Raw genomic sequence first — 12,925 nt, forward strand, 5'->3', positions numbered from 1 at the left:
TTGGCCAGAAGCCGAAGACGGCTTCCACGAATAGGCCTAATACATAGATGCAACGGGGCAGCGGTTTTTCAAAAGCGGGTAGACAGTGGGGGCGAGTCCATACATAGGAGCTGGCTTGCCAGCGATGGTCGTTAACGATAACGCGTGTAAGCCGGATAAACGCGGCGTACTGGAGTCCATCGCCGGCAAGCCGGCTCCTACAGGGTTTGGAGGTCACGTGGTCTTTTGTAGGAGCTGGCTTGCCAGCAATGGTCGTTAACGATAACGCGTGTAAACCGGATAAACGCGGCGCACTGGAGTCCATCGCCGGCAAGCCGGCTCCTACAAGAGACCGGTTCCAAGCCCCAAAAAGGCTCTGCGAACTCGCCCGCTCAGTTGGGCGAGCCATAACAACAACCTTCGCCTCAACCGTTTTACTGCCAGTCAAAACAATTAAATAACGAGTTCTTGAAGAATTCCTGGAGACAGTGATGAGCGATCTATCGTCCGCAGAAAAGTCCGGCGCACCACCGGAAGTTGCAATCAGCATGAAAAAAGTCGCGGTGGCCAGCGTGATCGGCACCACCGTGGAATGGTACGACCTGTTCGTGTTTGCCACCGCGTCGGCGCTGGTGTTCAACAAAGTGTTCTTTCCGGATTTCGTGCCGCTGATCGGCACGCTGCTGGCTTTCGGCACCTTCGCTTCGGCCTATCTGGCGCGGATTGTCGGTGCGGCGTTGTTCGGGCATTTCGGTGATCGCCTGGGGCGCAAGTCGATGCTGCTGATCTCGCTGTTGACCATGGGCGCGGCCACCTTCGCCATCGGCTTGTTGCCTGACTTTGCAACCATCGGTATCTGGGCACCGGTCCTGTTATTGCTGCTCAGGGTCGTGCAAGGCCTGGCATTGGGTGGCGAGTGGGGCGGGGCGGTGTTGATGGCGGTGGAACATGCGCCGGCCAACAAGCGCGGCCTGTACGGTTCCTGGGTGCAGATCGGCGTGCCGGCCGGGACCATGATTGCCAACCTGGCTTTCCTGTTGATCGCGGCGTGGCTGTCCCCCGAGGACCTGTTGGCCTGGGGCTGGCGCATTCCCTTCCTGGCCAGCGTATTGCTGATCGCCGTCGGCTTGTACATCCGCCTGAACATCTCGGAAACCCCGGCCTTCAACAAGGTCAAGGAAGCCGAAGTGCAAGTGAAAATGCCGCTGGCGGAAGTGTTCCGCAAGTACTGGAAGCAAGTGGTGCTGGGCGGAATTGCCACCATGTCCACGGGGGCTTCGTTCAACATTATCGTCGCGTTCGGTTTGACTTACGGCACGCAGAACCTTGGTTTCAGCCGCAGTGTGATGCTCGGTGTGGTGTTGTTGTCCTGCGCCTGGTGCATCGTCATGTTGCCGGTATTCGGCGCGCTCTCGGATCGTGTCGGGCGTAAGCCGATCATTGTCGGCGGCATCGTCGCCGAAGCACTGGTGGCGTTCCCGATGTTCTGGTTGATGGATACCAAAGAGCTGTCGATGGTGGTGTTCGGTTACCTGTTGTTGATGACCGCGTTCGCTGCCAACTACGGGCCGATCGCGACCTTCCTCGCTGAACTGTTCGGCACCCGCGTGCGGTATTCCGGGTTGTCGATCAGCTACATGTTGTCCGGTCTGCTCGGCAGCGCGGCAACGCCGATTGTCACCACGGCATTGCTGGCCGCGACGGGCAAAGGCTCTTCCGTGGCCTGGTACATGATCGGCGCAGCCCTGATTTCCCTGGTGGCGTTATTGCTGCTGACCGAGACCTTCAAGAAAGACATCAGCGAAGTTCCCGGCGTTGTCCCGACAAACGATCCGGCCCCCGGCAACCCCTTCAAATCCGCTACGGCCTGATCCCAGGAGTAAAAAACATGCGCAGAATTCAATCGGCCCCGGGCTACATCGGCCCGGTCGGCCCTTACTCCCAGGCCGTGGTCAGCGGCCACCTGGTGTTCACCGCCGGGCAGATTCCGGCCCAAGGCAGTCTCGACGACCAGCCTGCTGATTTTCCCGAGCAAGTACGGCAAACCTTGCACAACCTTGAAGCGATCCTGATTGAAGCCGGGTCCGGTTTCAGCCACGTGATCAAGGTCAATGCCTACCTGACCGATCCCGCGCAACTGGAGCCGTTCAACGCCGTGTACCGCGAGTTCCTCGGCCATGCGCCGCCAGCTCGCACCACGGTGTGCGTGGCACTGTGGGGCGTATCGCTGGAGATCGACTGCGTTGCCGAACTGATAACCAGGGAGCCGCAACATGGATGAAGCGCAACTGATCGAACAGCTAAAGGCCGTGAGCTTTCCGACCCTCGGGCATTTTCTCGAAGAGGGATTTGCCGAGCCGCAATTGCGGGCCATGGTGCCCAATGTGAAAGTCGTTGGCCGTGCGTTGACCCTGAAACTGGTGGGCGCCGATGCCATTGCCGTCAACCAGGCCCTGGCGCGGATCAGGCCGGGCGACGTGTTGGTGATCGACACCGGGGGCGACGATCGGCACGCCCCGGTCGGGGCGGTGACGAGCTGCGCGGCACACTGCGCCGGGGCGGTGGCCATTGTCGTGGACGGCGCGGTGACTGATCTGCTGGAGCTGCGCGAAGCCGGGTTACCGGTGTTCGCCCGTGGCACCAGCCTGTTGACCACCAAGCTGCACGGTCGCGGCGACAGTGCAATCAATCAGCCCATCCACTGCGCCGGGGTGAGGGTGCAACCGGGGGATTGGGTGCTGGCGGACGATAACGGCGTGTTGTTTCTTGACACGGCATCGGCGGTGGCTGTCATCGAGCAGGCGCTGGCCTCGGATCGCGCCGAGCCGCGCCTGCTCGAACGCCTGCGCGCCGGTGAGCCGGTCGCACAGGTCTTGCGCGTCTAGTCTGTCAGCCGTTGTTGCAGGGTTTCGAGAAAGATCGTCTCGGCCCGGCTCATGCGCTGTTCGCGGTTCCACAGCAAATGAATGTCGACATCGGCAATCCCTTCGTGGGGCGGCAGGCGCCAGAGCAATCCGGCGTCGACGTCGGCCGCCACCACGTGCTCGGGCAAACAGCCGATACCGAAGCCGGCGATCACCAATCGCCGGACTTCCTCCAGGCTCGGTGACGAGGCGACGATGCGGCCGCTGAAACCCTGCTGATCGCGGAAAATCGTCAGTGGCGAGAGCATGCCGCCGATCTGGTCGCTGGTGAAACTGACGAAGTTCTCCCGTTGCAAATCCCCTTCGGCGACGTCCTGTTGGCCGAACATCGCATGATGCTTGCCGCAGAAAAACGCATAGCGCTGACGCAGGAACAAGCGCTGCTGCAGGCGTGGCTGCGGGCGCCGATTGAGGCTGAGGCCCAAGGTCGCGGTTTTTTCCTGGAGGGCGCTGACGATGTCGGAGCTGCGCATCACATCGACTTCCAGATCCACACGCGGGTATTGGCGATGGAAGTCGGCGAGGAAGTCATCAAAGCGTTCGGAGAAGATCCGGCTGATGATCAGCAACCGCACTTTGCCGATCACTTCGTCGGCCGGTTGATCCAGCACACTGCTGACCTGGGACATTTGCCCGTAGATCTCCCCGGCCAGGGCGAAGATCTGCTCGCCGACTTCGGTCAGGGCAAAGCGTGGCCCGCGGCGGGCAATCAACTGGCGGCCCAGTTGTTCTTCCAGGCGCTTGAGGGCCTGGCTCACGGCCGGTTGCGTCAGGTGCAGGCGGGCGGCGGCGCGGCTGATGCTCAGCTCCTGGCCAATCACTCGAAAGGTGCGCAGCAGGTTCCAGTCCAGACGGTCATTGAGCAGGCGTTGCATAGGCGGTCAGCAGTCAGGAAAAGGTTGATAGAGAAAGTCGACGGCCTGCACACGGCGTGCGCAAGCCATGGAAATTCTACATCGCCGGATCGGCGTCATGCGTAGGCGAGGGCTTTTTCTTCCAGCAGCTCCTCATACAAGGCCGCCCATTTGCGGCCCATTTCGTCCGCGGTAAACAGATTTTGATAGCGGGCCTGCGCCTTCTCGCCCATTTGTGCTGCCAGCAGCGGGTTTTCCCAAAGCGTGCGCATCGCCTCGCGGAACGCCAATGGATTGCTCGGCGGCACCACCAGCCCGGTCTCGTTGTGGATGTTGATGTAACTGGTGCCCGTGCCAATCTCACTGGAGATCATCGGTTTGCCATACATCGCGCCTTCCAGCAGCGAAATGCCAAAGGCTTCGGAGCGCAGGTGTGACGGGAACACCACCGCATAACTCAGCTCGAGCAGGGCGACCTTGTCTTCGTCACCGAGGAAGCCGAGGAAGTGCAGGTTCTGCAGGCCCAGCGCCCTGGCCTGGGCATGCAGTTCTGCTTCCAGCGGGCCGGCGCCGACGATCACCACGGGATAGTTCAGCCCCTGCATCGCTTCAAGCAGGATGTGCAGCCCTTTGTAATAGCGCATCACCCCGACGAACAGGAAGAACTTGTCCCCCAGCTTCTGGCGCCAGCGCTCGGTCCGTGCCGCGTCGTGCTTCGGATAACCCGACTTGTCCAGGCCGTAGGTAATGACCCGGGTCTTGTCCCGGTAGTCCTTGAGCACATCGCTGGTGTGAAAGTAGTTGGGGGACGCCACGGCGATTCGATCCGCGCTGTCCAGGAACCGGCGCATCAATGGACGGTACAGTTTGAGCAGATGACGCTGGCGAATGATGTCGGAGTGGTAACTCACCACGCAGGGTTTTTTGCTGGCACTGACAAAGTGCACCAGGTCCATGAAGGGCCAGGGGAAGTGGTAGTTGACCACGTCGGCCTCAGCCGCGAGCTCACGAAACTGCTTGAACACGCTGTAGGAAAAACCCGTGGAGGCGAGTTGAAAGTCCATCCTGGCCTGTCGCACCTGGTGCTCGCGGATCTGCAACACGTCCGGCGCCGGGTTATTGCTCAGGGTCAGTACCGTGCTGTCGACACCATGGCGCGCACCGCTTTCGCTCATCTGGAAAATGACTTGCTCGATGCCACCCATGGAGTCGGGCAAGTAGGTTTTGTAAAAGTGCAGAACGCGCATATCAGTTCTCCATAGCCTGGCGGTAGGCGCGGGCAGTCACCGTCGCGCAACGCTCCCAGGAAAAAAGCTTCGTCCTTTGCAAACCCGCCTCGCGACAGGCCTGCCAGTGCGCCGGGTCGTCGATCAATCGCTGCATGGCATCGCGCAACGTGTCCGGATCGTGGGTTTCGATATAGTTGCCGGCATCGCCAGCCACTTCCGGCATCGCCGATTCGCCCGTCAGAATCACCGGGGTGCCACTCGCCATGGCTTCCAGCACCGGCAGGCCGAACCCTTCGTACAACGAGGGGAAGACCAGTGCCCGGGCACCGGCCAGCAGCTGCGCCAGATCCTCATCGGGCAGGTACCCCAGAAGGCACACATGACCTGAGGCGAGGGCCGAACGTAGTTCGTCGTTGAACTGCTCACGCTGCCAGCCGGCCATGCCAGCGATCAGCAACGGAAAACGCTGGCGCACGGTTTCCGGCAGTCGGGCATGGGCACGCAGGGCCAGGGTCAGGTTCTTGCGCGGCTCCAGGGTGCCGACGCAGAGAAAATACTCCCGCGTTTCGACGCCATGGCTTTTGAGTACGGCGTCGATAGCCTCGGGGGAGCGCGGGTGAAAACGCGCGGCTACACCGAGAGGGGCGACGACAAAACGCTCGGCCGGTAACCCGAAATGTGCCTGGGCTTCGCCAGCAATGAACTGCGAGTCGGTAAGAATCAGGCTTGCCTGTCGCACGCCGTCGGCCACGCGCCGTTCGATTTCTCGCAAGCGCGCCGGTGGCTGCGTTTCGGGATAGTGCAGGTGAGTCAGGTCATGCAGGGTGATGACGGTCGGGCCATCGAATGACAACGGCCACAAACTCGGTTCGTGGTAGAGGTCGATGGCTTGCGCGCGACCTTGATCGAAGCGTTTCTGCTCCAGCCACCGTCGGGCCTGATAGGCACCCGGAATCTGCCGCAGCAATGGTGTCAGTCGGGAATAACCGGGCATGGCCGCTTCAGGCAGCACAGTACTCCAGCCCCAGCCATGAAACAGCGCCAGTTCAATATCCGGTTCACCTGCCAGGGCGTTCGCAAGTTCAGCGACGTAGTGGCCGATGCCGGTTCGCGGTGCCTGGAGAATCCGGGCGTTAAGGGCAATGCGCATGTTGCCTCTCTTGTATGAGCGGCACGTCCGAGAGATTGCGCAGTGTGCGTTCGGCCAATTGCGCACTGGCTTCACGCCAGCCGATCCAGCGCCAATCCGCGACGTCGCGAGTGGCCGGGAATTGACCGCTGTTCTCGAAACGAATGACCAGATCAGCCAGGCTTTGTGGCTCGGCCAGATCGAAGTACGCCATGAACTCACCGCCGATTTCGCGAAAGACCGCAATGTCACTGCCCATGGCCGGCAGTCCACGCTGCATGGCTTCTACCAGCGGCAGGCCGAAGCCTTCCACAAAAGACGGAAACACCAGTGAGCTGGCGTGGGTGTAGGCATGTTCGAGGCTGGTATCGCTCAGGTCATTGAACATGAACAGTCGTTGGTTCAGCTGCGGGTGATTACGGACCCGGGCCAGCAGTGCATCGCATTTCCAGCCGACGCGCCCGGCAATGCACAGCCGGGCATTGGAGCCTGCCGCCCAGACCCGCTCGAAGGCGTCCAGCAGGTAGTCGTGGTTTTTGCGCGGCTCGATGGTACTGACCATCAAAAACACCGGTTCTGGCGTTTTGAAAATGCGCGTCAGGCGGGGCTCGGCGTCGGCCGTGGCTTCGCTCAGATCCAGTTCGGAGCCGAGGTGGAAATAGTCGAACCACAATTCACTGGTCTTGGCAGGACCCAGGCGGCGCTGCAATTCCTCACGCACCTGGTCACGCACAGTGGCGGAAATGGCCACGTAGCCATCGGCGGTTTGAGTGATCCAGTCGAACCACTCGTTGAATACCCGCACCAGCCGTGTGTCGTAGAACTGTGGGTGAGTCAGGGGAATCAAATCGTAGATCACTGAAACAATGCCCACGCCTTCACGTTTGAGCTGTTCGGCAAACGGGAAAAAGTCGGTGTGCCAGGACGAATCCAGCAACACCAGTTGATCTCCCGGTTGGTGCTGCAGCGGCGTGCAACGTTTGGGCAATTGATACCGGTTGATGCCCTCGATCACACGCAGTGGAAGGCCGAAGCAGGTAACCGCGGTCACCCGGTAAGCCACGTGCAGCAGGCGCTTGATCACCCGCGAGTTGCTTCGGTTGTGCAGGCGCTGATGCAGTTGCCAGAAGCGGTGAGCCAAGCGCCCAAGTCGTCCGCCAAAGATCATCAAGGCATCGAAAAACGGAATGTTCAGCGCGCCGAGTTTCAGTACCCGATAGAGTTTGCCGTTAAGCAACACAACCGGGATGCATTCAACGCCGTCGACAGACTCCGGTAGCTGATTGACGACGTTGCGCACCACTCGCTGAATGCCCGAATTGACCTTGGGGTGCTGGAATACGTGCGTGCACTCCACCAAAAGACGCGTCATGGCGTGATCTCCGGAGTGACCGGCGCGCCCGAGCGCGTGACAGTGGTCTTCGCGGCCAGCCACGAGCAGCCGACAAAATCTTCGTGCCGGTTGTTGATCACATGGAACACCAACCCGTAATCGCGCCACTCGAAGTTGCGGTCCAGGTGCGAATCCAGGCGTGACAAGCTCAACGCCACGGAATAGTTACCCTTGCCCAACCCCATGACGAAAGCAAAGCGATAGGTCACGCGCTCGCCAGCTTGCAGATCGGTCAGCGCCTGATCCAGGCGATGGGTGTTGATGCCGTACATGGCCTGGCCCAGGCGATCCTTGATCATGAAGCCCAGTACCAGCCGTTCGATGTCCTGGCGAACCTCGACATTCACCTCCAGCACGACCGGCTGGCCGACTTCGGCGGCGTCGATGGGGCGTTCATGTTTGTCGAGCAAGCGCACGGTCAGAATCCTGGCTTCACCCGTACCCGAAATGGTACTGACCTGGCCGCCAGCGAGGGCTTCCTGGCGCACGGTCTGTCCTTCACGCTCGGCGAGCAGGGCGTTGTAGTAATCCATGACGGCTTCGGGTGTGTCGTGCATGGCCATGTGGCCGTTTTCCAGGAGGATCGCCGAGTCGCAGATCGACTGAATCGCCCCTCGGTCATGGGAGACGATCAGCAGCGTGGTACCGGCTTTGCGAAAGCTGCGGATGCGGTCGAAACTTTTGTGCTGAAAGTAGGCGTCGCCCACCGACAGTGCTTCGTCGACGATCAATATGTCCGGGCGCCGCGCGGTGGCCACGCTGAACGCCAGACGCATTTGCATACCGCTGGAATAGGTGCGCACCGGGTGGTCGATGGCGTCGCCTATTTCCGCGAAACGTTCGATTTCCGGCATCAACGCTTCTATCTCTTCGACCTGCATACCCAGCAGTTGCCCGGCCATGACCGCATTCTGCCGACCGGTAAAGTCCGCATGAAAACCCATGCCCAATTCCAGCAGGGCGGCGACGCGGCCTTCGAGCTCAATAGTGCCGCAGGTGGGTTGGGTGGTGCCGGTGATCATCTTCAACAAGGTGCTCTTGCCGGCACCGTTGATCCCGACGATACCCACCGATTCTCCGGGGGCAATCTGGAAGGTCACGTCCTGTAGCACCCAGTGCTGACGATGGCGGATCGGCGAGAACGGGACCAGCCATTCAACCAGTCGACTCCAGCGTGTAGGGTATTGTTTATAGGCCTTGCCCAGGCCGGTGACGCGTATGTGCCCCATCAGAGTTCATCCACCATTTCACCGACCCTCTGGCGAAACAGCCGCAGCCCGAAGGCGAAGAGCAATACGCTGGCGACCATGATCGGCAGCAGCGAACTCCAGACGGGCCATTGGCCGTACAGGAAGATGTTCTGGTAGCTGGTGATCAGGTTGGTCAGGGGATTGAGTTGCAACAAGCGCTGCACCCAATCGGGCAGGATGCTCATCGGGTAAACGATTGGCGTCAACCAGAACCAGAACTGCAGACAGATGGCGAAAAATTGCCCGACATCGCGAAAAAACACATTCAATACGCCAAGAATAATCCCCAGCCCGGTACAGAACATCACCTGTAACGCCAGCAGAGGAATGAGCGCCAACAGCGCCAGGCCCGGTAGTCGACCGGTGATCAACAGAAAACCGAGGAACAGGCTGATGATGATTGCGAAGTTGATACCGGCATTCAACAGCACGATCACTGGCAAGCAGATCCGTGGGAAGCTGATTTTCTTTAGCAGGTTGGCGTTATCCAGAAACATGTTCTGGCTGCGCACCGTGATTTCCGCGAACAGGCCCCAGGTCAACAACCCGGCGCAGAGATAGATGCTGTAGGCCATGCCGTCATCTACCCCTGGCAAACGGGCACGCATGATGTGGGAAAAAATCACGGTGTAGACAATGATCATCGACAGCGGATTGAGCACGGTCCACAGGGCACCGAACAACGAATTGCGATAACGAGCCTGAAACTCTCGCTGGACGCTACCGAGGATGAACCCCCGATAGCTGCTCAGCGTGCGGTAAAGGGAAAGCAGCATTCAAACCGTCCGGCCGTATTGATCTTCGAAGCGGACGATGTCGTCCTCTCCCAGGTATTCGCCGCTTTGCACTTCGATGATCACAAGGTCGATCACGCCGGGGTTCTCCAGGCGATGCTTGTGACCGGCGGCAATGAAGGTCGACTCGTTCTTGGCCACCAGGTGAGTGCCGGTGCCGTTGTTGGTGACCTTGGCCATGCCTTCGACCACCACCCAGTGTTCATTGCGATGGTGGTGCATCTGCAACGACAACTTGGCGCCTGGCTTGACCACGATGCGCTTGATCTTGAAGCGCGGGCCTTCCTCCAGCACGGTGTAGGTGCCCCATGGCCTGCTGACCGTACGGTGCAGGCGATAGGCTTCGTGCTCTTTGTCCTTGAGTTGCCTGGCCACCCGACGCACATCCTGGGCGCGATCGGCGTGGGCCACCAGCACCGCGTCGGCGGTGTCGACGATGATCAGGTTGTCCACGCCCACGGTCGCGACCAGGCGGTTATCGCTCTGGACGAAATTGTTGTGGCTGTCGATGAAAATCGACTCGCCGACGGTGCGGTTGTTCTGTGCGTCCGCCGGTACCAGCGCGGCTACCGCACCCCAGGAGCCGATGTCGCTCCAGTCGAAACGGGCCGGCACGACGACCACCTTGTCGGAGCGCTCCATCAACGCGTAGTCGATGGAAATGTCCATGATCTCGCCAAACAATACCGGTGACAGTTCCTGTTGCACGCTCCCGGCGTTTTCCACCGCAGCGCTGGCGGTCATGCAGGTTTGCGTCTGCTCCAGCAACGTGGGCGCATGAATTTGCAGTTCGGCCAGCAGGGTGGCGACCGAGAAGCAGAACATCCCGGAGTTCCACAGGAAGTTGCCGCTTTCCACGTAATGCGTCGCGGTTTGCAGGTCGGGCTTTTCGACGAAGCGCCGCACGCTGGCAGCGCCTTTGTCGTCCAGCGGTGTGCCGGCCTCAATGTAGCCAAAACCGGTTTCCGGCGCCGTCGGCACCACACCGAAGGTCACCAGGTGACCGCGCCTGGCCAGCGTCACGGCATGCTCGACCGCGTCCTTCAACGCCTCGACATTGACGATCAGATGGTCGGCGGGCATGACCAGCATGATCGCGTCGTCGCCGTGAAGGGCCTGGAGGGAGAGGGCGGCGGCGGCAATCGCCGGCGCCGTATTGCGCCCCGTCGGCTCCAGCAGGAAGTGGCCGCGATGGCGGCCAAGGTGTGCGTCCCGAAAATGATCCTTGCTCTGGAAGTAGTACTCGCGGTTGGTCACCGTGACGATATCGCCCCAGCCGTCGAGCAGCTCGGCGGCACGCCGATAGGTCTTGCCCAGCAGCGACTGGCCGTCAGGCAAGGCCATGAACGGTTTGGGATGGCCTTCACGCGATACCGGCCACAACCTTGTCCCGGCACCGCCGGAGAGAATCACGGGAATCAGCATGGCCTACTCCTTGGCGACGCGTTTCATGTCCGCATCCATCATCATGCGGATCAAGGTGTCCAGGTCTGTCTTGGGTTTCCAGCCCAGCACTCGCTGGGCCTTGGCCGGGTTGCCGAGCAGCACTTCAACTTCGGCCGGGCGGAAGAACGCCGGGTCGATCTTCACGAAATCGCGGTAGTTCAGGCCCACGTGATCGAAGGCGATCCGGCACATCTCGCGCACGGTGGTGGTCACGCCGGTGGCGACCACGAAGTCGTCGGGTTTGTCCTGTTGCAGCATCAGCCACATGGCTTCGACGTAGTCCCCGGCAAAACCCCAGTCGCGCTTGGCGTCGATGTTGCCCAGGCGCAGTTCCTGCTGCTTGCCCTGCTTGATGCGCGCGGCGGCGTCGGTGACTTTGCGCGTCACGAACTCGATGCCGCGCAACGGTGATTCATGGTTGAACAGAATCCCGCTGCTGGCGTGCAGGTTGAAACTTTCGCGGTAGTTCACGGTGATCCAGTGGCCATACAGCTTGGCCACGCCATAAGGGCTGCGCGGATAGAACGGCGTGTTCTCGTCCTGCTGCTCGGCCTGGATCAGGCCGAACATTTCGCTGGTGGATGCCTGGTAGAAACGCGTGTGCGGACTGAACTGGCGGATCGCTTCGAGCAGGTGGGTAACGCCCAGGCCGTCAACGATGCCGGTGGTCACCGGTTGATCCCAGGAGGCCGCGACAAAGCTTTGCGCGGCGAGGTTGTAGACCTCGTCCGGCGCCGACTTGATCACCGCGCGCTGCACTGAACAGGCATCGGCCATGTCGCCGTCCAGGTAGACGATGTCCGCCTCGACCCCCATCTCGCGCAGGCGCCAGCGTGAGTCGCTGCTGCGACGCGCGACCAGGCCGTGGACTTTGTAACCCTTGTCGAGCAGCAGTTTGGCCAGATACGCGCCATCCTGGCCGGTGATCCCCGTGATCAATGCACTTTTAGTCATTCTTGTCGTACTCGCTTCTCCCAGTCGGACAGGATCGCCCGCAGGGATTGTTGTGTTGTGATTTCAGACTTCCATCCGGTGGTTTGGGCCAGCCTGGCTGGGCTGCCACACACCCGACGCTGATCCGCGCGGCGAAGTCGCGCAGGGTCCTGGACCAGTTGCAGATCGACCTGGGCAAGATCTGCCAGTTGTTCGATCAAACTGCGAATGCTCTGCTCGCGCCCCGAGCAAATGTTGTAGACCTGCCCCGGCGTGCCTTTGTCCAGCAAGGCCAGGTAGGCCGAGACCACGTCCCCGACATCGAGGAAATCGCGCGTGACGTCGACGTCCCCGACCTCCAGTCGTGGTGCCTGCAGGCCTTGTTTGATCCGGCAGATCTGACGCGCGGCGCCGGCGATGACGAAGCTGTCTTTCTGCCCGCTGCCGATATGGTTGAACGGGCGTGCGACCAGCACCGGCCAGCCTTCGCTCAGGCCCCACTGCAAACTCAGGAACTCTGCCGACAGTTTGCTCACGGCATAGGGATTGCGCGGGCAGGGTGGTTGCAATTCAGTGATGGGCAGATGCTCTTGCGCGACCTGGCCATAGACATCGCCGGAGCTGACGTACAAAAACGTGCCGCTGAAGCCGCGTGCCTTGAGGGCTTGCAGCAGGTTCAGGGTGCCCAGCAGATTGATGTTCAGGGTAGCGGCCGGATCACGAAAAGCCTGCGGGACGAACGTCTGGCCGGCCAGGTGAATCACCGCATCTGGCATGACCGGCCACAAGCCTTCGAGGCTATCCGGCGCGGCAAGATCGTAGCGCCCGGGAACAGGCAACAGTTCCCATTCCGAGGCGTCAGCTTGCAAACGCGATTGGATGTGTTGTCCTACGAATCCACTCAGACCCGTGACAAACAGACGTTTTTTCAAACAGCGGCCCCTTGGTCATACATTTCATCCAGTTCCCACAGGCTTTATGGAAAGTTTCATGA

Annotated in this window: 12 protein-coding genes; 3 read left to right on the forward strand and 9 right to left on the reverse strand. The window is 60.7% G+C overall.

The window, feature by feature from the left end:
- Positions 1-470 precede the first annotated feature (470 nt).
- The 3 genes from KGA88_RS18635 to KGA88_RS18645 are packed head-to-tail and all read left to right on the forward strand — an operon-like array spanning position 471 to position 2,864.
- Positions 471-1,850 carry an MFS transporter gene (locus tag KGA88_RS18635; RefSeq protein ID WP_223593371.1) on the forward strand — a complete coding sequence of 460 codons (1,380 nt, stop codon included), beginning with the start codon at positions 471-473 and terminating at the stop codon, positions 1,848-1,850.
- A gap of 17 nt (positions 1,851-1,867) precedes the next feature.
- Positions 1,868-2,260 carry a RidA family protein gene (locus KGA88_RS18640; RefSeq protein ID WP_223593373.1) on the forward strand — a complete coding sequence of 131 codons (393 nt, stop codon included), beginning with the start codon at positions 1,868-1,870 and terminating at the stop codon, positions 2,258-2,260.
- Positions 2,253-2,864 (forward strand): RraA family protein, encoded by a 612-nt coding sequence (locus KGA88_RS18645; RefSeq protein WP_223593375.1) that lies wholly within the window; start codon positions 2,253-2,255, stop codon positions 2,862-2,864. The genes KGA88_RS18640 and KGA88_RS18645 overlap by 8 nt, the downstream gene beginning before the upstream one ends.
- On the opposite strand, the gene KGA88_RS18650 is transcribed toward KGA88_RS18645, so the two are convergent.
- From KGA88_RS18650 to KGA88_RS18690, 9 genes are all read right to left on the reverse strand, one after another.
- Positions 2,861-3,778 (reverse strand): LysR family transcriptional regulator, encoded by a 918-nt coding sequence (locus KGA88_RS18650; protein ID WP_223593377.1) that lies wholly within the window; start codon positions 3,776-3,778, stop codon positions 2,861-2,863. The two genes, KGA88_RS18645 and KGA88_RS18650, sit on opposite strands and share 4 nt — an antisense overlap.
- Positions 3,779-3,873: 95 nt before the next feature.
- Positions 3,874-5,004, reverse strand: a complete 1,131-nt coding sequence (locus KGA88_RS18655; protein ID WP_223593379.1) for a glycosyltransferase family 4 protein — start codon at positions 5,002-5,004, stop codon at positions 3,874-3,876.
- 1 nt (position 5,005) lies between these two features.
- Positions 5,006-6,136 carry a glycosyltransferase family 4 protein gene (locus KGA88_RS18660; protein ID WP_110659466.1) on the reverse strand — a complete coding sequence of 377 codons (1,131 nt, stop codon included), beginning with the start codon at positions 6,134-6,136 and terminating at the stop codon, positions 5,006-5,008.
- Positions 6,120-7,487 (reverse strand): glycosyltransferase family 4 protein, encoded by a 1,368-nt coding sequence (locus tag KGA88_RS18665; protein ID WP_223593382.1) that lies wholly within the window; start codon positions 7,485-7,487, stop codon positions 6,120-6,122. The genes KGA88_RS18660 and KGA88_RS18665 overlap by 17 nt, the downstream gene beginning before the upstream one ends.
- Positions 7,484-8,737: an ABC transporter ATP-binding protein gene (locus KGA88_RS18670; protein WP_223593384.1), complete on the reverse strand. Its 1,254-nt coding sequence runs from the start codon at positions 8,735-8,737 to the stop codon at positions 7,484-7,486. The genes KGA88_RS18665 and KGA88_RS18670 overlap by 4 nt, the downstream gene beginning before the upstream one ends.
- Complete coding sequence (locus KGA88_RS18675; RefSeq protein WP_110659469.1) at positions 8,737-9,534, reverse strand: ABC transporter permease; 798 nt, start codon at positions 9,532-9,534, stop codon at positions 8,737-8,739. Before KGA88_RS18675 ends, KGA88_RS18670 begins: the two co-directional genes overlap by 1 nt.
- On the reverse strand, positions 9,535-10,977 hold the full coding sequence (locus KGA88_RS18680) for a mannose-1-phosphate guanylyltransferase/mannose-6-phosphate isomerase (protein ID WP_110659470.1): 1,443 nt from the start codon (positions 10,975-10,977) through the stop codon (positions 9,535-9,537). It lies immediately after the preceding gene.
- A 3-nt stretch (positions 10,978-10,980) separates the two neighbouring features.
- The gene (gmd, locus tag KGA88_RS18685) at positions 10,981-11,952 is read right to left on the reverse strand and encodes a GDP-mannose 4,6-dehydratase (protein ID WP_056722724.1); all 972 of its coding nucleotides are present in this window, start codon (positions 11,950-11,952) and stop codon (positions 10,981-10,983) included.
- Positions 11,949-12,863 (reverse strand): GDP-mannose 4,6-dehydratase, encoded by a 915-nt coding sequence (locus KGA88_RS18690; RefSeq protein WP_110659471.1) that lies wholly within the window; start codon positions 12,861-12,863, stop codon positions 11,949-11,951. The genes gmd and KGA88_RS18690 overlap by 4 nt, the downstream gene beginning before the upstream one ends.
- Positions 12,864-12,925: the final 62 nt, after the last annotated feature.

It is taken from the genome of Pseudomonas sp. A-R-19 (assembly GCF_019956575.1).
In the GTDB taxonomy this organism is placed as follows: Bacteria; Pseudomonadota; Gammaproteobacteria; order Pseudomonadales; family Pseudomonadaceae; genus Aquipseudomonas.